The following is a 21,300-nucleotide window of genomic DNA, read 5'->3' as shown; positions in this document are numbered from 1 at the left end:
TTGTATATTTTATTAATCTATCAACACTCGATGACCCACACCAAACCCATGATCTTTAGCCCGATATACTAAAATCAGTGCAAAGAATGATAAAATTAACGCGCTCCACGCGAAAGATTGAATACCCCATTGATCAAAGAGAAGGCCACCCGCAATTCCACCTCCCGCAACAGCAATATTAAAAATGGTCACTAATATAGATTGGGCAGCATCCGTTTGTTCTTTCGCAATATCCGCCAATGCCGTTTGTAATAGTATAGGAGCACCGCCAAATGAAATTCCCCATGCAATCAATGCGGCACAAATCATCCAAATGGAATGCATAAAAATGCCAAAGCATAAGGACGAAAAAGCAAATATAACAAGAGTCACCAAGGTTAAGTAACGTAGATATTGATCAATAAAACGCCCGGTAATAAAAATACCTACAATTGCTGCCAGACCAAAAATCAAGAGCATAGTATCAATATGTTCTCCCAAACTCACTTCGATTAAATATAAAGAGATGTAGGTATATAGAATATTATGTGCCAAGACCCAAACAAACAAGATCAATAAAATTCGCCCAACACCTTTCATTTTAAGTGTTTGCCCAAATGCTACTTTTTGCTGTGTTACATTTACAATAAAACAGGGAATAAGCAGTCGAACCCAAATAACCAAGATCAGAGCCAAAATCGACATAATCCAAAAGACACTACGCCAATCAAGCAACGTTCCAAGGAAGGTTCCAAGCGGCACACCAAAACACAATGCTAATGGCTGCCCAATACCTGCAATGGCTAAAGCACGACCTTGTAAATGCGGAGCAACCAAATAACGGACATAGCTCACAAATAGCCCCCAAATAACACCTGCTGCCATCCCTGCACAAAAGCGCACAAACAAAGTGAACATATAATGTGTTGAGATCGCAGCTAATCCATTAAAAACGCATAAGCATCCTAAAGTGAATAACAACAAGCTACGTCTATCCAAATGCTTCGTAAGCGCGATAATAGGTATCGCAGCACAGACAGAACCTAATGCATAAAAACTAACTAATTGCCCAGCCCATAGTTTCGATATCTGCAAGTCATGGCTAATCTGAAGCAATAGACCAACAGGCATGGTCTCCGTCATGATCGTAATAAATCCGATCAATGAAAAAGCCAATAATTTCCAAATAGGAAATTGCTCGGCTACTTTCTGAGTGGCTGAAGTTTGTATAGATTGATTTACATAAATTGTAGATGGACCTTTCATATAATTACCCGAATAAAGGAATGATCATTCCAGAATAAAGTAAATAAAAACTCACTACCGAATGAAAGCAGCGAGTTTCTGGTTAATTACAAAACACGAAGCGCAATATTAATAATATCCAACAAACACTGGTGACGCTGGTGGGCTGGTGTTCCTTTTGCTAGGACTCTCATCCCTTGTATCGTGTTTACGAAAAAAAATGACAGTGCTTGGGCATCAATTTCTTTTGAAATTTCCCCTTGCTGCTGTGCTTTCTGTAATACATTCAAAATCGCTTTTTGAATACGTTGCAAATTCGATGCGACTTTTTCTGCAATCAACTCATCTTGTCCTGCCAACTCCAGACTAGCATTGGCAATCAAACATCCCCGATGTAAAGGATCAGCCAACTCATCTTCAGCAATCTTCATTAGCAAGCTTTTAATTGCTGTTTGAGCAGTTTGTTCTTGTTGCAAGCAGTGTATATTGGCCGTTGTCACGGCATCATATCGGTCTAATGCTTTTTGATATAAAGCATATTTATTTTCAAATGTTCCATACAAGCTACTTCTTGAGAGACCGGTACCATCAACCAAATCCTGAACTGAAGTTCCTGCATATCCTTTTAGCCAGAAAACCTGCATTGCTGCATCAGTCACTAGATCTGGATCAAATTCTTTTGTGCGCATTATAAAAATATACGGAATGAACGTTCCAATAAAAATAATCAATATTCCAAGAAAAGTCAAATGAGCCTAACCATAGGTCAGTAGATATAATCCTTTAGGTTCAAATAACTTCCTGAAATTCCATTCAATGGTAGTATTGCACATAGCATGATCATGCAAATGATTGAAAACAGTAAAGTGGCCTAAACTAAAAACTCTTATGTTAAGAGATGGACATTGATCAGTACAGTTCTTGAATATTTTCAATAATCGTTTGTATATGCTGTGAATCAAGTACTAATCCTGTTGATAACTGTTTCAAGGTGCTACGGACTTGTTGATCAGACCATTGTCTGTAAAACATGATCCGTAGCGACTGCTGAATGACCCAAGCTTTCGATTGCTTATCCAGAAGTTCCGAAATACTCAATAGCTGCAATGAAATCGACTCTAGTTCTCTCTTAGACACTGTATTGAGTATATTCTCAACTAACTTCTGCTGCGCTCTAGGATAATGACTAAATAATTGCTGTATAACAGGGTAAAAAGCTATATCACATTGACCATGGTCATTTCTTACTAAAAAATGAAATAGATTTGCTAATGTTGCAGCGACAACTTCTTGTGGAAATATCTCCGAATCAAGTGGTTGTGCCTGTAATGTTAAAATGGGTTGAGAATTATCATGATTTACCAACGTTTTAGCCCATTTTTTAAGCTGATTATTCCCACTTTTATACCCCATCCTACTGCTCCTAACGGCTGCTGAGAAAGAAATATTTTTTGTAATTACACTTTTTCACACATCTTTTTTTCATATCAAATCCATCTCTAATCATTTGATTCTTTTCATGACTTACAACTCATACTTGGCATTTTTAATGCTTTACGCCACACAACCTTTGTACCTGTTTTGGGTAATCAAGCCAATTTACCATAAATAGGTACAATGACAAGTAGTATCCATACCAATGAAATGAACATTTTGTGCCAATGGCTTAAAAGTCAGCGCAAAATACAGAACTTAACTATGCGTGAATTAGCAATACGCATGGATAAACCGCACTCGTATGTACAAAAAGTAGAGCAAGGCGAACGTCGTTTAGATGTGGTGGAATATATCTGGTATTGCGATGCACTAAGAATCGATCCACAAACAGGTATTCATCTGATCGTTGAAGCGATGCAATTCAATGTGGAAAATAGATAAAATCTTGAAATAAAAAAGGATATCTAAAGTTCTTAGATATCCTTGTTAAATGATTTTTAAATTTATTTTAAGGCTCTAAGGCTTCATCTAAAAAGTGCAGGATCGTCCGCTTAGTTTTGAAATAATGGCTCATTAGACTTGCAAGTGTTGCCACAATGGTAATATGTCCCGTTTTTGGAATCACAGCAATGTGACTGTGGTTACCCTTCTCTCTTAAGGCTTTATCCAGATCAAAACTGTTTTCTTTACCGACCACCTGATCTTGCTCAGCCATTAGCAAATAATGCTTAATCTGATTCGGCTCTATAAAATAATAAGGCATCACTTGTTGGTACGATACTTTCTGATCAAAAGCATGCTCTGCCAACGGATCGCCCTTATAATCAAAATGGTAAGGACCAGCCATTCCCACAATTGCCCGAATCTTATCTTTATACTTAAAGTTTTGTGAGTAAGCTGAATACACCACAGACATCACATTAAAAGCACCCGCAGAATGCCCCATCAGAATGATATTATCGGTGGAAATATTCAATTTATCTTGATTTTGACTTAAATAATGAATCGCCTGGGCAATATCATCGATAAACGTTGGGAAAATATGTTCCGGTGCAAGATGGTAATTAATGACCGCAACATCATAACCGTCACGTGCAAAGCTCTCACCAACAAATAAATAGTCACGTTTATTACCATGCTGCCAAGAGCCGCCATGCACAAACACAATCAGTGGTCTTTGCTTTTTAGGATTCTTAGTCCGATAGAGATCCAAACGCTGTCTTGCTTTCAATCCATAAGCAAGATGCTCTTCCTTCTCAAAGCTATCTTTAGGCGTCAGGTAATTAATCGAATAACTAGCAAAATCGTAAAGGCGAAACTCTTGATAAAGGGTTTTCGCCTTGATTACATTTTCTTGTACTTGTTGAATAAGTTGCTTCATAAATTAAGGATTAGTTGGAGTAATGGTTGCAGGTTCCGCCTGATCAGGATCAATTGCAACTGGCGTTTCAACTAAAGGCTGTGTAGTCGCAGTACCCACCATTGGTGTTGCTGCCGTCGAACTCGCTACAGTACCTGAAGGTTGATCCGTATTGTCAATGAGCGTGACAATTTTACTCACATTACCAACTTTTTGTAAGACGTCATCTAAATCTCTTGATTCAGCTGTATTTAAACGTCCCATCACATACAACACACCATTTTCAGTATGTACAAGAACTTTACTGTCAGAAACAACAGGTGCTTTCATCAACAGACCACGGGTATTCGCCGTAACTGTTGCATCTTGCATGATGGTGTTATAACCGACCTTATCACCCACCGTAATGTAGTTATGTACGGCTTTAACATCTGACATTGAACGTAAGTTATCTTCAGCCAGTTGTTTTAAATATGGATCAGGGACTTGTCCTGTCAATAACACATTGCTGTGAAAACTTTCAATGTTGATACGTGACTGTTTAAAGCGGTGATCTAATTTATACAAATTAATATTTGCAGTACGCTTGATCGAAGAATCAATAAAAATCTGCCCAAGACTACGTTCACCACTGTTCGTGCCAACGGGTGAACTTCCTGTGCCACCAGAAATAAAACTAGCACATCCCGATAAACTTGCAGCGCAAAGCAACGTAATCGATAAACGTTTTAACACTTGGCAAGACTCCCTATCTACAAACAAATTTGTTCAATTTTCAATATTTAGCTTTAGATGAGACGTGTAGATCAATCTAAAGTAAATGCGTGTTCAATCCATTGCTGATCATACTGCAATTTTGAAAAATCTGGTTGTACTGTTTTTGCAATTTTCTGTGGAAAATCAAAACAAATCACATCAAAACGACAATCAAAGTCATCATAATGTGGAGATTTCTGTAAAAATAATTGTGCAGTCTTAATGATTTTACCTTGCTGAGCAAGTGAAATCACTTCACAGGCTTCCGCATAACTTCCTTTCGATCTGGCTTTGACTTCGACAAAAACCAGCTCTCTATCTCGCTCAACGATTAAGTCAATTTCCCCATAACGTGAATGATAATTCCGCGCTACACATCGATATTGTTGCGACTGTAAAAGTGCAAGCGCAGTCTGTTCAGCCCATTGCCCTAAATCATGTATTTGCTGTGACATACCTGTCCAATTTTATTTCAATGCTTGAATGCCCTTTTTCTGCTGTTGATAGCAATAAGGTTGGCGATAGACTTTCCCGTCTTTCACATTAATTGCCCCTGTTCGACCTTCAAAGGAAAAATGACGATCTGGGCTATTTAAAAACTGCTGACTAATACTCCATGCATCACCACCAAAGGCTAATAAACGCTGGAACGCCATATTTTCTGGTTGTTCTTTATATGCAGCGACGAGGTCTGCCCATTGTCCGTTATATAAAGCGGGTGTATCACAAAAACTAAGACCCATCGGAATAGTCTTATCTTGCTCAATACTCAATGCAGTAGCATAAATATTTTTTTCGGGTAATGTCCCAAGTTGCTCTAGCCACTGTTGATCACCCAACAATAACACCCCTTCTTTACGAGCAAGCTTCTTCGGCAGTTCATTCACAACATGAATATCTGAGCCAAACTCAGACATCATTGCCATCATAAATAGTTCGGTTGCAGATTCAGTTCCAGCTTGGCGCAATACCAATAAGTTCTTAATTTTGTCTTTCTTCAAGAGTTGAGTTAATGCAACAGCATCATGTTGTTTTGCCAGACTAAATTGCCATACATTGGTGGCCTGACTATTCACATCGTTCAGTGCAAGTACAGGTATTGCTGGATTTTGTTGCATTACACTTTCAATTTCAGGTCTGGCCAGCGGTCCAACAATCAGTCGAGTTTTGTTATTCACTCTTTTCTTGAAAATGGTCTCGATATTGTTTTTAGCCGAATCTACAAAAATGATTTTTTCTTTACTACCAGATGCTGTATAAGCACTCAAGAAACCACGTTTGATGCTCTGACCAGCTCGCGCCATCGTACCAGATTCGGGTAGAATCACCAGTACGTCCGCATAAACTGGACTTACACATGCTGCCAAACACAATAGCAGCCAATATTTTTTGTAATACATTAGGGAGTTACCTTTTATGAGTGCTCAATTATTTGTTGTAGCAACCCCGATTGGGCACTTAGATGATATGACCTTTCGCGCAATTGATATTTTAAAATCCGTATCGGTGGTTGCCGCAGAAGATACTCGTCAATCTGCTCAATTATTCAAGCACTATAATATCGCAACTCCACTCACAGCGTGTCATGATCACAACGAAAGTAACAAAATTGATCAACTTCTCCAAAAAATGCTAAAGGGTGAGAGTGTTGCCTTAATCAGTGATGCGGGTACTCCCCTGATTAGTGACCCAGGTTTTAAACTGGTTCGTGCCGCTCAAGAACATGGTATCCGTGTGATTCCAGTGCCTGGTGCTTGTGCAGCAATTGCGGCATTGAGTGCCGTTGGCCTGCCAAGTGATCGTTTTAGTTTTGAGGGATTTTTACCTTCAAAATCATCGCAACGAATTAGCCAGCTTGAAAAATTGAAAGATGAAACGCAAACACTTATTTTCTATGAAGCACCACATCGTATTCTAGCGAGCATCCAAGATATGGCTCAGGTTTTTGGTGAAGACCGACCTGTTGGCTTCGCCCGTGAAATTACCAAGACCTTTGAGACCATTAAGAAGATGACCTTAAAGGAATTAGTTACTTTTATCGAAAATGATCACAATCAAGAAAAGGGTGAAATTGTGGTTGTGGTTGGTGGTGCGTCTGCGGAAAAAGATATGGAACAGGATAAATTGGATGAGTTGTTAAAACGCTTATTACAGGATTTATCGGTAAAAGCAGCATCACAACTGGCTGCTGATTTGACTGGTATTAAAAAGAAAGTAGCGTACCAACGTGCTTTGGAACTCACCCAACAAGATCAATAAAGTATAAAGGGAGATCAAAAATCTCCCTTTATCATCTTAATCTTCAATAACAAGAATGTGCCTTAGGCCTTGGTCATGATATTCGCTTGATCTACTTTTCTTTCCATTCTCGCCTGCTTAATCACAGCCCAACCAGAAGAAACACCCAAGTAGGCAATAATAAAAGCCACGAATAAATCAGGGAACATGGTTCCAGTGCCTAACACACCAACAGCAGCAACGATGATCGCAATATTGGCAATCGCATCGTTACGACTGCATAACCAGACCGAACGCATATTGGCGTCGCCATCACGAAATGCATAGAGCATCAGTGCAGAGATAACATTAACAGCCAATGCTAGGACACCAATCGCCCCCATGAGCATGGGTTCAGGTGTTAGCCCTAACCACCACGACCAAAATACTTTAACAATCACAAAAATACCAAATGCAGCCATGGTCATCCCTTTTAGTAAAGCTGCTGTCGCACGCCAATATAACGTCATGGATAACACAGCTAATGAAATTGCATAGTTCGCCGCATCACCAGCAAAATCCAGCGCATCTGCCCACAATGACACAGATCTTGCTTGTGATCCTCCAATAATTTCGACAAAAAACATCAATGCATTTAGAACCAGCGCGATCCACAATGCTTTTCTAAATTTTGGACTAATTTGTTTTGCTGGGGCACATGCCGTATTGCATCCACATCCTGCCATGACTTTTCTCACATAATCTTTTATAGTGATTTAAAACCCTAGAGTAACTCCAGAGTCAAGCATGATCAGTTTTAGCATTGGACAGTTGGCAAAAAAATCAGGTGTATCTGTGGATACGATTCGGTATTACGAAAAAATTGGGCTGCTAGAAAAAGCCCAACGAACAGCAGGAAATTACCGTCATTATTCGGAACAGATGCTTTCAGAATTGTTATTTTTAAAGCATTGTCGAGAACTCGGTATCACCATACAAGATATCCAAAAGCTTAAGGGTTTAGCAGAAGATCCAAATCAAACTTGTATGCAAGTCGATCATCTGATTGATCAATATCTTGCTGAGGTTTCTCAGAAGATTAAAAATCTAGAACATCTGAAACAGGATTTAATCCATTTAAAACAGCAATGCTCTCAACACCGTACCATAGAACAATGTGGCATTTTAAAAGAGTTACACCAGCCACTCGAATGTGAGCATGAATCACATCACCATAAAAAAGCACCACAATCGTGATGCTTTTATGCCCTTTCAGACTTAATCTTGATGCTCGTCTGGCGGAACTTCAGTAATACGTCCACCACGCGCTAGAAACGCAGCAACTTCATCTTCTAAAGCTTGGCGTTGTTTCTGCTTGGCGGTTACCGTTAATGTTTCCGCTTCAGCAAGATCAGCATCATTGGCAGCCGATTCTTCACTATCCGCACCACTTTCTGCTGCTTTCGCCTCTTCGTCGTCTACAGCAGAGTCTTCTGTATTTTCGTCGTAATCATTCATTTCTGTCATCTTCATCTCCCCACAATGACTAAACTCTCATCATCGCTATTTGGCCATCAGAACTAGGTGGAATTTAGCAAGCTCTTCACATTTAGCAAAGCACAATATTGATTAAAACGTACTTTTTATGACCAAATTCACTCTGATTTATAAATGATTGTTTAAAAAATATCTACTATTTTTTAGCAAACATAGCGTGTCTGTTTTAAAGCACTCAGACCATTGGCCTGTTGCATGAAGCGATCTTTAAACCAGTCGAACTGTTCAACCTGTTTTAGACCAAAATTTCGCGCCCAAACAAAAGGAAATAGCTCTGAACTTTCTAACCATCCAATTGCAGACATACTATGCATCATGGCATCGTTCTGCCCCTTACGTTGATGTTCATAACGCAATAAGGTTTGATCATTCGCCCACGCACCACGGTTTAAATCATGCAGTAATACATCACACAATACAGCAGCATCAAGGCAACCAATATTCACACCTTGCCCAGCCAAAGGATGAATCACATGTGCAGCATCACCGATCAATGCTAAGCCTGATTTGATATAGCGTTGCGCTGCACGTGCTTTTAATGGGAATTGTGCTCTGGAACGGACCTCTACTACTTCACCCAACATATGTAGGCTTTCTTGCGTCAAGAGTTGCATAAATGCTTGATCACTGAGTGCCGAATATTCATCTGCATAATCATCAGGTAAGGTCCAAACAATCGATTGCCAATAACCGTTTTCTTGTGGATCAAGACTCGCCATCGGCAAATAAGCTAATGGTCCTGTTGGCAAGAAAATCTGTCGCGCCACATATTGATTTGGTTGCGTAGTTTTAATCGCACAGCTAATCGCGGCCTGCTTATAATCCAGTACATCTAAATCGATGTAAGCCTGCTCACGCACAAAAGAATTTGCGCCATCCGCACCAATCAGCAACTTGGTTTTTAATGTTGTACCATCCGCCAATTGAATTGACCAACCTTGTGGAATTTGTTCGATCCGAATGACTTTGACTTGGGTGCGATAGTCTTTAAGTTGTTGCAGCATTTTTTGTTGAATCGCAACATTCAAAACACTTGGCTCGACCATTGCACCTAAAGCCTGATCTGATTGAGGTTGCTGTTCAGATGCATGGCCAAAATTAATTTCACCATAGCCATTTTTATTCCAGACTTGCATGCCTGAATATGGCATCTGGCGTGCTAAATCATCCCAGACATCTACTGTTTTGAGTAAATGAATAGTCGCTTGACTGAGTGCCAATACACGTGGATTCATCACAGCCAACGTTTTGTCCTGATCAAGTACAGGTGCAGCATCTAGTACTGTCGCCTGCACCCCACCTTGCGCGAGTAACAAAGCCGTTAAACCGCCAACTAGACCACCACCAACAATGACGACATCTAAGATTTCACTCATGCTTTTAGCCCCATTGCATAATTGGCAACCAAAGGCTTAACACCCGGAATCACATCAAAAGCAATCAGCCCCGTATTGCGCAATAATTTGAGGATTGGATTTTGATTACTAAAACCACGCACCACCGAATCACAGAACTTAATTACACGCTGCTGGTCTTTTAAACGGGATTGCTCATAGGCCAGTAAATTTTCAGGTGCGCCAATATCATCTGACTTAGCCAGTTGCTCCATCAGAAAACGAACCAACACATCTGCATCACGCAAGCACAGGTTAAAACCTTGTCCTGCCACAGGATGAATGGTATGTGCCGCATTGCCCATCAGAACTACACGCCCAACGGCCTGCTTATCAGCCAAGACTTGCGACAATGGGTAGCTAAAACGCTTGCCCGTTTTTTCAAATTTCCCTGCTCGATCACCATAAGTTTCCTGTAAGGCATCAAGGAAATGTTGATCATTTTCTTCACCTAACCATTCTGCTTCAGTACCCTTTTTTACAGGCCAAACCACTGAGCGACGGTATTCACCTGGTAAAGGCAATAGAGCTAATGGTCCCAACGCACTAAAACGCTCAAAACCAACATGCTGGTGCGGTTTAGACGTCTGTACGGTCGTAACAATCGCCACTTGGTCATAATCATGTTCATCCACACCTACGCCAATCGCTTGGCGGCAGAATGAATCACGACCATCAGCTGCAATCACTAACTTTGACTTTAAGGAATGGATATATTCACCATTACGCATGGCTTCAATTTGTACCTGATCTGCATCTTGCGTCAATGAAGTTACTTGCACACCATCAATCAATTCAATCAATGGCTGTTGACGAACTTGGGTGAGCAATACGCGACCCAACCAAGCATTCTCAATGACCTGCCCAAAGCTTTCTACTTTTTCTTGCTCTGCAACTAAGCGAGCCTTACCAAAACTTCCCTGCTCAGTAATATGTACTTGCAGAATTGGGGTAGCATGTTGCTGTAAAGCTTCCCACAAACCTAATTTTTGGTAAATCTGTACGCTACGACGAGACAATGCGGTATTACGCGCATCAAAACTCGAATGATAAGGTGCAACATTTTCATCATCAAAATTCGGATATTTCACAGCTTCTAATAACTTTACTGCGATATTAGATTTTGCCAACATTAAAGCAAGGCTGAGTCCAACCATACCTCCACCGACAATGATGACTTGTTGCTGCATAATATTATTCCTTATCAATTTTTCATGACTTGATGTTTCGGGACTATCTTACTCTAACTTAAATCAGGAAGGGAATTTGTACTTTGTTTGGTCTATGTTTTTATATCAATAAGATGTATTAAAAGTGGTTATTGTTAGAGCCATTAATAATTAAAAAAACACCCCATCAAAAGACGTTCTTTTGATCATACTTAGCAATTTTATTCAGACAATCCATTGATAAGAGATTCTCTATAAGACTGATCTTTTTCATTCCAATATACAAAGCCATGTTTTAGATCAAGATTGAAAAAGGATTCATTATAATCTTTATCTAAATCATATTGTTCTTCATCATCTCGACCGAAAATTTTTATTCTTATTTGTTCTTCTCGCATATTCAAGCGACCTTGATGAAGAGCAATAGCTGTGAATGACTCTACTTCACGCATCTTGTATTGTTTAGTGAACGGCAACTGGTAAAGGTGACTTAAGCTATTTAATAAATTATCACTCTCTCTACCCGACCGAGATAAAATGACTCCTTGATGATAAACATACTCTTTAATAATATGCATTTCATGATCAATACCGCCTTCCATGCTTTTAACTACCTCAGCATTTAGCCCTAGGTACTCCCCATTCAATGAGCTGAGCATATGAAATTGATAACTTGATTCAGTTTCAATCAAATTCTCTATCCGAAAGACACAATCAATAAACCCATCCTCACTAAACTGAGTGAGGATGGGTCTTCCTTCTAAATCCATCTTCATATTTTTTACCTTGTCTCACCATGCGTTATACAGGTGAGACATAAAAAATAAACAAGCTAATAAAATGAGGAATTAATTAATGACTTGCCATCAAGCTTTCAATCTCTTCAACGGTTTTCACCACATTCTTGGTTAGAACTAATGGCCCTTTTTCCGTCACAACAATATCATCTTCGATACGAATACCAATGCCACGCCATTTTGCATCGACAGTTTCGTCATCAGGTGCAACATATAAACCTGGTTCAACAGTGACCACCATGCCTGCTTCATAAGTACGCCAGTCTTCGCCAGTCTTGTACGCACCAACATCATGTACATCCATACCGAGCCAATGACCTGTGCCATGCATAAAGAATTGACGGAAGGCTTCACTTTCAACCAACTCATCAACATCGCCACTCATCAAACCAAGATCAACTAAACCTTGGGTTAAAATTTTCACTGCAACTTGATGTGGGTATTTATAGTGATTGCCAATACGTGTCGCATCAATTGCAGCAAGCTGCGCATCTAACACAATATTATATAAAGCCTTCTGTTCAGGACTAAACTTACCATTGACAGGGAATGTACGCGTAATATCAGACGCATAGAATTCATATTCACACGCTGCATCAATCAGCACTAAATCACCATCTTTAAGTGGTTTGTTATTTTCAACATAATGCAAAATACAGGCATTTTCACCGCCACCGACAATACTGTTATACGATGGGACACAGCCGTTTTTCCCAAAGATATAATTGAGTTCTGCTTCAAGTGCATACTCCATCATATTCGGTTTAACGGTTTGCATGGCACGGGTATGTGCTTCGGCACTAATATTCGATGCGATCTGCATCAACTCAATTTCTTGGGCTGATTTTTTCAGGCGCATTTCATCAATAATACGATCAAGCTGAATCAACTCAGCAGGTGCCGCACTACCACGACGTTGTTCTGCATCCGCCTTTTGAATCCACTGACTAACACGTGAATCAAACTCAGCTTGTTGCCCAATACGATAGTAAAGACGTTGTTTATTCAACAGTTTTTCGATGATTTCTTCATCTAACAAGTCAATCGCATAAGCTTCATCTGCATCATAAATTTCAATCGCGCCATCAATACCTGCACGATAGCCATGCCAAATTTCCATTTCACGATCACGTTCGCGGCAGAACAAACTGTAGCTATACTCCTCACCTTCTTCAAAGGTTTCGATAACAGCAACTGCTTCTGGCTCTGCAAATCCAGTGAGATAATAAAAACTGCTGTCGGCACGATATTTATAATCAGCATCGCGATTACGATACATTTCTGCTCGTGTCGCAATAATTGCAATGCTATTGCTACCTATTTTTTTAGCGAGAAGATCACGACGTTGTTTAAAATCGGCTTGACTTAATTTCATATTGTCCTTCTGATGAAGATGAATGATTGTAAGTATCTTTATTTATAAGGGATTAAGGCACCGCCCGAGTTAACTCGGACGATGTGGGGTAAACATTTCTACCACTGTTTGTGGATCAGCTGGATTGTCTTGATTTCTGCTTTTCGCATGAAAGTTTTGTAATAAAGAGCTTTCGGCTACAGGAATCTTGGTACGACCAATCGATAAGCTGACAGGAATCAAGCGTACAAACTCATAGAGTTCCTGATAGCTTTCTTCACCTTCTTCATCATTATCCGAGTCTTCAAACTCAACAGCTGCAACATCTTGTAAGTGTTCAATCAGCTCTTGTTCCTCAGCTCGGATATGACCAGAAGCCAAACCAAAACCTAGCACCACACCTGCACACCAGTCCGCCAAGGCCTGAACACGATCTGCCAGTAAATGATTGTCATCTGGGAGCATCGGTAAATAATCTAATTCATCATCAGATAAAGCATGTGAAACATCTTCTGCTTCATCCGTTAAACTTTGCAGTGCTTCTGGCTGTAAAGCAGGCACATTCAGGGTGTTTAAGATTTGTGACCATTCATCTGCGCTTGGTGCTTGTGTCACACAAACTATACCTGTTAGCAAACCGTGTAACTCACTTGGGCTTGAAATTTCTTCAATCCCATCAAAATGAGCATTCCATTCTGTCCAACCTGAAATATCGTCTTGCATTCGTTTATCCAACCTCTATACTGCTGTATATATTACCTTTGATTGCAACTCTGTGCGACCTTCGTTATGTTAGAACAATTACAGCGTCTACAAGCGCATATTGGTGTTTTAAAAACACGCCTACATCACTTAGAGCGAGAAAATACTTCGCTCACCGAAGCTAAGCAATTAGCTGAAACTGACCAACATGCACAAATTGTGCAGAAAAATAGCATCATCACGCAAAAGCAGGAAGAAGTTGATAACTTAACTGAACAACTGACTCAGTTACAAGATCAATTTAAACAACTGAATCAAGATGCAACAACTTTAGCGGAACGTTATAGCCGCTTAGAGAAAAGCACCACTGATTTAAAAAATCGCTTCCAAGAAATCTTGGCTGAGCGTAATGACTTACGTGTGAATAAAGAGAAATTACAAGCACAGCAACGTCATAGTCAGCAAGAGATTCAAGATTTACAACAAGACCGTGATCGCTTATTACAAAAAAATGAGCTGGCGAAATCTAAAGTTGAGGCCATTATTCAGCGCCTTTCAATTTTAGGCACAGCACAGGATCAGCACGCACAAGAAATTCAACAGCTTGCACACCCAAATGCTGAAACCCAAGAGGAGATCTAAGCATGAGTGAACCAATCGTTGTCGAACTTCGCTTAATTGAACAGACTTTCCGTCTTAATACGACAGAAGAAAAACGTGAAGAATTAGAGCGTGCCGCAGAATTACTCAATCAAAAATTCCATGACATGCGACGTAGTGCCCCACGGGTTGAACATAATAAGCTTGTGATTATGGTTGCGTTACAGATGGCACAAGAAGTCTTTAGTTTAAACAAGTCTTTACAGGAATATGCGCATTGCGAACATCTTCTACAAACGATTTTGGAAGATGTCGAACAAACTGTTGAGTAAAATTGCACAAAGCCCCATCAATTAGTAAGTATCTTTACATGCAGTGATTGCCATCATGTAAAGATCGGGTATACTAAAGCTATCTCTAGGGTGTTCGCCAGTACGTCTATTCCCCTGCCGATACTTAAATTTATGGATGTGTTCTGTGTATTTTGAGTGTATGCCTGCCTCGAGTAGGAAACCCATTAAGTATGCGTCACCTCCACCTTGAACTCATCGGGTTCAGGGTAACGACCATGCAGCGGCACCTCTGGAGTATCTTTTTCAAAGATAATTAAAAAATAATAATTCAACGTCTAATTCTATTTATAATAATTTATTTGTCTCGAATTAACCTTATGATTTTTAATAGTCCCCATTAAATATTTTTATAATAATTCATCGCTATCGATTAAATATTGATTTAAAAATGCTGTGAAAGAATCTGCAATTTTTATTTTTTCTGCCCCTCCCACTTGATATACGACACTATCCAAACCAAGCTGATCGAGTTGTACCACATACCCCCAACACCAGACTAAATAGTCCGAAAATACAAAACAGTTCGGATATAAATACTTATCTTTATCATAATCGCTTGCAATACTTTCAAAAGATTGAAAGTCAGTTAGCGACAAAAAAGTAAAATATTTATCATCCATGTCTCGATCAGCGATACCATTAAACTCTAAGAAGTAAGTTCTTAAAATTGGCGATAATTTGACTTGATACTTATATTCAAAAGCCAAAATGTCCTGCCATGTTGCTGGTGTATTCAAGCGTACATTTTGTTTTTGTAATTTACTTTTAATCTTATTAATCACATTCATGATGTAGTCTGATAGATATCAATCTAATTAAAGTAAATCATTTTTACCGATCAAATAATCAATTCTTTGGATATGGCTTATTACTCATCTTTCAAAGCACATTCATAATTGCTTGGGTCTTGTGAACAACGAACCTGTTTCAACAACTTCATCATATCTTTGTCATAGAACCCTTCTTTAGTCATCTGAATCCGCGCTTCACGCATTAAACGGACATAACCAGGTTTGTCGCTTTCATTTAATTTCAACCAAAACTTCTCAGGAATTTTTGCTTCAATCTTGTCGACAAATTCAAATGCAGGATTTAACTGTTTTGAAATCACTTCTCGTGCAATTGAGCCCATCCCTGCTGGAAACTTATTACGATGCATAATCAAAGTACCAGTTACCTGAATCACAGGAAATTTAATAATTCCACCGACTGCCTTACCTGATTTATCAGTCATGCCTTTTTGCAATTCTAGCGGTTCAAATAAAATGGCTGGTCCCGCCATGATATCCACTTCTTTATTATTAAATTTACCGCCCACAGTCACTAAATCAACTGACACAGGTTGTGCCCCCACATTCTGTACCAATTTCTTTTGAGTTTCATCAAATTGGAACACGGCAACTTTCTTGCCAGCGGCTTTAGCCAAAGTATTAATATTACGATCAGTCACCATGATATAGGCTGCACCTAGCGGTACAATCCCCACTACTTCATAATCATTATTTATCATCTTTTCATCAAATTTTGGATTAGCCAAAACCTGAATCACTGAACTGAGTTGCTTATAGGTTTGTAATGCACCAATCGCATCGACACTCCCTACAAATTTATTAAACTGTTTTGCACGTAAGTTACTGATCCCTGCCCCATCACAGCGTTTACTTCTAAAGTCTTCTGTTAAGACTGCTTCATTGGTGTAGACCTTGAGATTAACTATTGTCGATGCCTGTTTTTTCAGTTTCGGATAATCGAAATCTAATTTGAATTGTAAGTGTGAAGGACGTGTCACATTCATATTGACACCAAACTGCTTGGCCACACGGACGATACTTGGAATTTCTGAGATATAACTGGTTGCTTGTTCAAATGCTTCGCTATGCTCACCATTCGGAGAAAACACACATAAAGTCACTTGCTTTGGAATCTGTTGCCAAGTTTTTGGATCATTCAATAATTGCTTCACTTTGTTTTGTGAATGAGGCGAAAGGCTTAAATCTAACTTAGCTTCTGGTGCAGCATAAACTGTATTGATCACAGCCCATAAAGATGCAAACACGCATGACAGAACGAAGGGCTTTAAAAATCTTGTGAATTTATTATTTTGCATTGTCTGATCCATCCTTAGCTATTTCCCAATAGTTTTATTCAAGTTAAGGATAAAGCATGAAAATAGAATTGACTGCTTTTATTTCGATAGCGTCAATTCGGTCAAAATAACATCACCCATATAGGATCAGAATAAAGATGATAATCAAAAAGGATGTTAGAAAGCATCAAGCTTTTGAGTAATCGTTATGTATAACAAGCATTTTCAATTTAAATGCTTGTTATATCCCGACTTAAATAAATGACCAAATGACATTTTCATCTTGTCGCTTTAATAGGAAACTCATTTGATGATCATCTTCAACCACAATATGCTGATTCGAAATCATCTTAACTTTAAGTAAGGTATCATTTTGATAAACTAAATCATTCATACCTTCTTTGGTTAAGATCAGCATCTGATCCAACACAATTAACTTCTTTGATTCCAACATCGTATTCCCTCTCAAACTGTTCACAAGTGTTGAGTATTTATGAGATCGATAAGTTTATATCATCTCGAATAGGCCCTTTATTCATGCCATTCGTACTCAAAAATACTCATTTTAATTATTTGAATACATGAAACTGACATCTGATGATGTTAGCTCATGCTGCGCATTTTAGATTATTTTTTAAACAACTATATATATTTTGTCAGACAGTTCACATAAATTAGATTTTATGTAAGCGATATTTCAAAAATAAAAATCATAAGAAAAAATCAATTTTATTAAATATTTAGCTATGTTTTTAGTACTTACTATTCATTTCTAATAGATTATCAAAATTGACCAATTGTAAAAATAAATCGTATTTATTTGAAAAATAATAAATTTTACCAAATATCTGCTTATAAAAAATGGCTACTATAAAGTAGCCATTTTTTATTGAATATTTCTTACCAACTCACGTTAACACGTCGATTTGGAGCCAAACATCCGACAAGTTGACTATTTGCCTTGTGTCCAGCACATTGCTGGTATAAGTCAGTTTGGCTATTGGCTTGAATTTGAATACGATTTGCATCGATACCCTCATTAACCAATAATTTTGCAACAGTATTAGCACGTTGTGCGGATAACTGATGACTATAAGCAAATTTACCCAAAGGATCGGCAAAGCCAGCAACAATGATAGGACTATTCGCTGGTGCTTGTTTGATTCGCTGTGCAATTGCTGCCACTGAGCTAGAACCCTGTTCAATTGCATTGGCATTTGAGCGATCAAACGCAAAAAATACACTTGATGAACGTAAACTATTTAAATTGGTATCAGCGGGAACCTGGTTATTAGCCCCCCAAGCCATTAAACCTTCACATGCCTCGCCTTTCCACGACAAGCGTTCTGATAACGCTTGCTTATCAAAGTCTACACGCAACTGACAACGTAAATAATCTTGGCTGTTCGGCTGACGGACATCTAGTACATAGTTCCAAGTTTTGACAAAGAACAGACCTTCACTAAATTGAGGATTTCCCAATACATGTCTGATTTGATCTTTGCTTAAGCCTGTTCCCAAACGAGCAACATTATCGTATTCATAACGTTTTACTTGTTTAAGATAACTCTTTTCAACTGCTGGAAATTTGATTTCCTCTTGTTGAACAACAACTTCATCATCTGCTGCAAATGTCATCATTGCAAAAGAAGATGCTATCCCGATAACCAGTGCTTTTATCATGTTTTTCATATTTTAACTCTCTTTATCTATTGGAGATGAGGAGAGCCTAAAGGCCCTCCGACATAACGGGTCCCTTAGTCAATTACGCCACTGATACCAATACGTACACTTGGATCACCTTGTGATGCAGCAGCTACACCACCCGTGATAGACCAACGACCATTATCCGCAGTCTTACGCAAAGTTACGCCGACTGCATTTTCACCACCATGATAAGAAGCACCTGCTGCATAGGTATATTTACCGGCTACATATGGCGCTGCCTCCAATGCCATTGCCGCTGCAATACCTGCATTGGCTTTTTTCTCTACATCATCAATACGCTGATTTGTTGAATAAAATACTTGCTCAAGTTTGTTATCAATATTATCAATACGATTACTTAACGCTTGATCCGCTTTATTCAATGCATCTATCGCACCACCAACATTGTTATGTTTGGTATCACCAACTGTATAAGTAGGAGCTGTATAAGTATTATTTTCATACTTGGCACCGCCACCTAAATACTCAGCAAACTTTTGATTAGTCGTATTAAGTTGTGAGCCATTTACAGCATCTTTAGACGTTGCATTGACTGCACCATCTTTCACACCTGTTACAACACGATTACCATCAGTACCAGCGACATTTACACTCGTACCACCAGTGTCTTTAGCTACGGTAACCTCAGCACTACTATTCGCCTGTTTAACCAGACCAACAGTACCATTATTAATATCATTTTTAATGTTATTAATAGCGTTGGTGTTGTTGGTAATCTGCCCCTGCAAATTATCTTTAACTTGCGCAAGCTGACCACCATTCACTGCATCTTTAGAACCTTGCTCAACCTTACCATCTTTTACATTGGTAATCGTGGTTCCATCGGCTCCGCCAAGTGTGATCTTGTCTTTTTTGGCATCGTCATATTTCACTGCATTGTTGGCAAGCTCATTCACATTGTTATTCACATTGCTGATTGCGCTATCCAATTGACCTTTGTTCACGGCATCTGTTGCATTCGTACCAGCCGCAACATTAGTCACCTGTTTATTGCCGGCATTGATACCCTGAGTTGTTACACTTGGACCACCCGCAATCGTTAATCCAGTGTTGTTTAACACAACCGCATTATTACCAATGGTGATTCCAGTATTGTTCAAAACAGTGTTACCTGCTTTCACAGAATCAACCGTCAAGTCTTTTGCAGTTTCAACTTCATAGTTATCTGAACCATCAGCATTTTTGGTCTTTTTCACAACAATATTTTGACCATTCGTCACAGTCGTTTTCGATGTTGTTCCTACCGAGCCAATCGCTTTGTCAAGTGCTGTTAATGCATCACCAACATTGGTCTGATTACCTTGTGCCACATTATAAGTCGGTCCTGTAATCGTACCATCATTATTAACTTTAGCACCGCCACCCAAACTATCTACAAGTGCAGTTTGAGTCGTCACAACTTGATTACCCACAGCTTTCAACTGAGCAACGTTCACTGCATCCGCATCAGCACGACCAGCTGCAACACCCGTAATTTGACGGTAGATACCACCCGCCTCATCACCTACGGCAACTGCACCTGTAGTTGAAGTTGTCTTAGTGATTGCTGCTTTATCCGCACCCGTTGCCGCTGATAATGCATAACCTGCAACGCCAGCACCTGTTGTCGCTGCTGAGCCATTGCCCAACACAACTGATCCAGCCACTGTTTTCGTCACATTGTTACCAAGGACAAAAGTATCATCTGTAAGCACTTGGTTATTGTTACCCACAGAATAACTGTTCGCACCATCAACAATTGTTGGATCACCAATCGCACCAGAGTGATCACCTTTCACTTTGTTACCCGTACCAATACTGATTGATTGTAAACCTGTTGCCTCAGCACCTTGACCAATTGCAATTGACTCTTTTCCGCCAGCTTTACTGTTATGGCCTAAAGCAACTGCACTGTCTGCACCAGTTGAAACAATTGCATTTACACCAATCGCTGTAGAATTTTTACCACCCGCACTTGAATCATTGGTTGTACCCAAATCACCTTTAGATGTATCCGCATTGGTATGGAAGAATTTGATACCATCGGTATTCATCTTCTGAACCGTTTGACCAATCGTCAGACGATCTGTCGTTTCTTGACCTTGCTTATCATAGGTTAAGAACAATGAGTCTTGGTTCTTGTTATCAGGATTTTTATTTACAACCTGATCAATGATGTTCACCTTATTACCATTACCATCAACAACTTCTGTAATGTTATTGCTGATCGCAACTTTCAATTGCTCTTCAGTTGCAGCTCTACCTTTAGTTGCAAAATCAGCTGCTTTAATGTCTTTATTACTCAAGCCTTCAATGGTATTGCTGGCCTTATCAATAACGACACTTCCTACAGTTACCTTGTCGAAGTTCACATCTTTCGCTGTCGATACTTGATAGTTGCTTGAACCATCTGCATTCGTCGTTGGGGTCACAACAACGTTATCTCCAGCTGTAACCGTTGTTTTCGCTTTGGTAGCTGCATCTTTAACGCTTGTGATCGCTCCATCAATTGTGTTCGAACCTGTACCACCAATGTTACTTGTCGTGATCGCACCTGTCGTTGCATCAATTGTGGTTGAACCACCCA

General features: G+C 39.3%; 24 protein-coding genes, 1 other RNA gene and 1 pseudogene. 7 read left to right on the top strand and 19 right to left on the bottom strand.

The features are described 5' to 3' along the window. Nucleotides 1–12 precede the first annotated feature (12 nt). The gene (locus F3J02_RS09925; RefSeq protein ID WP_171526091.1) at nucleotides 13–1,245 is read right to left on the bottom strand and encodes an MFS transporter; all 1,233 of its coding nucleotides are present in this window, start codon (nucleotides 1,243–1,245) and stop codon (nucleotides 13–15) included. 86 nt (nucleotides 1,246–1,331) lie between these two features. Then, on the bottom strand, nucleotides 1,332–1,913 hold the full coding sequence (locus F3J02_RS09920; RefSeq protein ID WP_167248907.1) for a TetR/AcrR family transcriptional regulator: 582 nt from the start codon (nucleotides 1,911–1,913) through the stop codon (nucleotides 1,332–1,334). A 108-nt stretch (nucleotides 1,914–2,021) separates the two neighbouring features. Here F3J02_RS09920 and F3J02_RS18605 point away from each other — a divergent pair. Beyond that, nucleotides 2,022–2,099: pseudogene (locus tag F3J02_RS18605) on the top strand (NADH pyrophosphatase); the annotation flags it as partial. 34 nt (nucleotides 2,100–2,133) lie between these two features. Here the strand turns inward: F3J02_RS18605 and F3J02_RS09915 are convergent. Beyond that, nucleotides 2,134–2,637: a hypothetical protein gene (locus F3J02_RS09915; protein ID WP_167248905.1), complete on the bottom strand. Its 504-nt coding sequence runs from the start codon at nucleotides 2,635–2,637 to the stop codon at nucleotides 2,134–2,136. Between the two features lie 204 nt (nucleotides 2,638–2,841). Here F3J02_RS09915 and F3J02_RS09910 point away from each other — a divergent pair, with 204 nt between their 5' ends. After that, nucleotides 2,842–3,102 carry a helix-turn-helix domain-containing protein gene (locus tag F3J02_RS09910; RefSeq protein WP_167248903.1) on the top strand — a complete coding sequence of 87 codons (261 nt, stop codon included), beginning with the start codon at nucleotides 2,842–2,844 and terminating at the stop codon, nucleotides 3,100–3,102. A gap of 67 nt (nucleotides 3,103–3,169) precedes the next feature. Here the strand turns inward: F3J02_RS09910 and F3J02_RS09905 are convergent, their stop codons facing one another. The 4 genes from F3J02_RS09905 to F3J02_RS09890 all read right to left on the bottom strand — a co-directional run bounded on the left by F3J02_RS09905 (nucleotide 3,170) and on the right by F3J02_RS09890 (nucleotide 6,177). Beyond that, nucleotides 3,170–4,042: an alpha/beta hydrolase gene (locus F3J02_RS09905; RefSeq protein WP_167248901.1), complete on the bottom strand. Its 873-nt coding sequence runs from the start codon at nucleotides 4,040–4,042 to the stop codon at nucleotides 3,170–3,172. 3 nt (nucleotides 4,043–4,045) lie between these two features. Further along, the gene (locus F3J02_RS09900) at nucleotides 4,046–4,756 is read right to left on the bottom strand and encodes a BON domain-containing protein (RefSeq protein WP_167248899.1); all 711 of its coding nucleotides are present in this window, start codon (nucleotides 4,754–4,756) and stop codon (nucleotides 4,046–4,048) included. A 71-nt stretch (nucleotides 4,757–4,827) separates the two neighbouring features. Next, nucleotides 4,828–5,232 carry a YraN family protein gene (locus F3J02_RS09895; protein ID WP_167248897.1) on the bottom strand — a complete coding sequence of 135 codons (405 nt, stop codon included), beginning with the start codon at nucleotides 5,230–5,232 and terminating at the stop codon, nucleotides 4,828–4,830. Between the two features lie 12 nt (nucleotides 5,233–5,244). After that, on the bottom strand, nucleotides 5,245–6,177 hold the full coding sequence (locus F3J02_RS09890) for a penicillin-binding protein activator (RefSeq protein ID WP_167248895.1): 933 nt from the start codon (nucleotides 6,175–6,177) through the stop codon (nucleotides 5,245–5,247). A gap of 16 nt (nucleotides 6,178–6,193) precedes the next feature. Between F3J02_RS09890 and rsmI the strand changes: the two genes are divergently transcribed. After that, entirely contained in the window at nucleotides 6,194–7,036 is an 843-nt protein-coding gene (gene rsmI / locus F3J02_RS09885; protein ID WP_167248893.1) for a 16S rRNA (cytidine(1402)-2'-O)-methyltransferase, read from the top strand. Between the two features lie 62 nt (nucleotides 7,037–7,098). Here the strand turns inward: rsmI and F3J02_RS09880 are convergent, their stop codons facing one another. Continuing rightward, nucleotides 7,099–7,740, bottom strand: coding sequence for a cation transporter (locus F3J02_RS09880; protein ID WP_167248891.1), 642 nt, complete (start codon nucleotides 7,738–7,740; stop codon nucleotides 7,099–7,101). 61 nt (nucleotides 7,741–7,801) lie between these two features. Between F3J02_RS09880 and F3J02_RS09875 the strand changes: the two genes are divergently transcribed. Further along, nucleotides 7,802–8,251, top strand: a complete 450-nt coding sequence (locus F3J02_RS09875) for a MerR family transcriptional regulator (protein ID WP_167248889.1) — start codon at nucleotides 7,802–7,804, stop codon at nucleotides 8,249–8,251. A 21-nt stretch (nucleotides 8,252–8,272) separates the two neighbouring features. On the opposite strand, the gene F3J02_RS09870 is transcribed toward F3J02_RS09875, so the two are convergent. The 6 genes from F3J02_RS09870 to F3J02_RS09845 all read right to left on the bottom strand — a co-directional run bounded on the left by F3J02_RS09870 (nucleotide 8,273) and on the right by F3J02_RS09845 (nucleotide 13,988). Beyond that, nucleotides 8,273–8,521, bottom strand: coding sequence for a hypothetical protein (locus F3J02_RS09870; protein WP_167248887.1), 249 nt, complete (start codon nucleotides 8,519–8,521; stop codon nucleotides 8,273–8,275). A 173-nt stretch (nucleotides 8,522–8,694) separates the two neighbouring features. Next, complete coding sequence (locus tag F3J02_RS09865; protein WP_167248885.1) at nucleotides 8,695–9,927, bottom strand: FAD-dependent monooxygenase; 1,233 nt, start codon at nucleotides 9,925–9,927, stop codon at nucleotides 8,695–8,697. Beyond that, nucleotides 9,924–11,135: a 2-octaprenyl-6-methoxyphenyl hydroxylase gene (gene ubiH, locus F3J02_RS09860; protein WP_167248883.1), complete on the bottom strand. Its 1,212-nt coding sequence runs from the start codon at nucleotides 11,133–11,135 to the stop codon at nucleotides 9,924–9,926. Before ubiH ends, F3J02_RS09865 begins: the two co-directional genes overlap by 4 nt. A gap of 200 nt (nucleotides 11,136–11,335) precedes the next feature. Then, entirely contained in the window at nucleotides 11,336–11,890 is a 555-nt protein-coding gene (locus F3J02_RS18510; protein WP_216076275.1) for a hypothetical protein, read from the bottom strand. Nucleotides 11,891–11,966: 76 nt separating this feature from the next. Further along, nucleotides 11,967–13,286: a Xaa-Pro aminopeptidase gene (gene pepP, locus F3J02_RS09850; RefSeq protein WP_167248881.1), complete on the bottom strand. Its 1,320-nt coding sequence runs from the start codon at nucleotides 13,284–13,286 to the stop codon at nucleotides 11,967–11,969. Nucleotides 13,287–13,355: 69 nt separating this feature from the next. Then, complete coding sequence (locus tag F3J02_RS09845) at nucleotides 13,356–13,988, bottom strand: UPF0149 family protein (protein ID WP_167248879.1); 633 nt, start codon at nucleotides 13,986–13,988, stop codon at nucleotides 13,356–13,358. A gap of 66 nt (nucleotides 13,989–14,054) precedes the next feature. Between F3J02_RS09845 and F3J02_RS09840 the strand changes: the two genes are divergently transcribed. The 3 genes from F3J02_RS09840 to ssrS all read left to right on the top strand — a co-directional run bounded on the left by F3J02_RS09840 (nucleotide 14,055) and on the right by ssrS (nucleotide 15,159). After that, a complete protein-coding gene (locus tag F3J02_RS09840; protein WP_004808598.1) occupies nucleotides 14,055–14,609 on the top strand; it encodes a hypothetical protein in 555 nt (184 codons plus the stop codon). A gap of 2 nt (nucleotides 14,610–14,611) precedes the next feature. After that, nucleotides 14,612–14,899, top strand: a complete 288-nt coding sequence (locus F3J02_RS09835; RefSeq protein WP_167248877.1) for a cell division protein ZapA — start codon at nucleotides 14,612–14,614, stop codon at nucleotides 14,897–14,899. Between the two features lie 79 nt (nucleotides 14,900–14,978). Then, nucleotides 14,979–15,159, top strand: a non-coding RNA gene (gene ssrS, locus F3J02_RS09830) — 6S RNA. 108 nt (nucleotides 15,160–15,267) lie between these two features. Here the strand turns inward: ssrS and F3J02_RS09825 are convergent. The 5 genes from F3J02_RS09825 to F3J02_RS09805 form a co-directional block, all read right to left on the bottom strand. Next, the gene (locus F3J02_RS09825) at nucleotides 15,268–15,708 is read right to left on the bottom strand and encodes an SMI1/KNR4 family protein (protein WP_167248875.1); all 441 of its coding nucleotides are present in this window, start codon (nucleotides 15,706–15,708) and stop codon (nucleotides 15,268–15,270) included. An 80-nt stretch (nucleotides 15,709–15,788) separates the two neighbouring features. Next, a complete protein-coding gene (locus tag F3J02_RS09820) occupies nucleotides 15,789–17,027 on the bottom strand; it encodes a putative solute-binding protein (protein ID WP_167248873.1) in 1,239 nt (412 codons plus the stop codon). Nucleotides 17,028–17,259: 232 nt separating this feature from the next. Then, nucleotides 17,260–17,460, bottom strand: a complete 201-nt coding sequence (locus tag F3J02_RS09815) for a hypothetical protein (RefSeq protein ID WP_167248871.1) — start codon at nucleotides 17,458–17,460, stop codon at nucleotides 17,260–17,262. A 446-nt stretch (nucleotides 17,461–17,906) separates the two neighbouring features. After that, nucleotides 17,907–18,698, bottom strand: coding sequence for a trimeric autotransporter adhesin/peptidogylcan-associated protein TpgA (gene tpgA / locus F3J02_RS09810; protein WP_167248869.1), 792 nt, complete (start codon nucleotides 18,696–18,698; stop codon nucleotides 17,907–17,909). A 65-nt stretch (nucleotides 18,699–18,763) separates the two neighbouring features. Then, nucleotides 18,764–21,300: YadA-like family protein (locus tag F3J02_RS09805; protein ID WP_167248867.1), on the bottom strand; the 2,537-nt coding region annotated here is incomplete at its 5' end.

The organism is Acinetobacter sp. Tr-809 (assembly GCF_011753255.1).
Taxonomy (GTDB): Bacteria; Pseudomonadota; Gammaproteobacteria; order Pseudomonadales; family Moraxellaceae; genus Acinetobacter.
The sequence above is the reverse complement of the archived record's forward strand: the minus strand, read 5'-3'. Positions and strand labels throughout refer to the sequence as shown.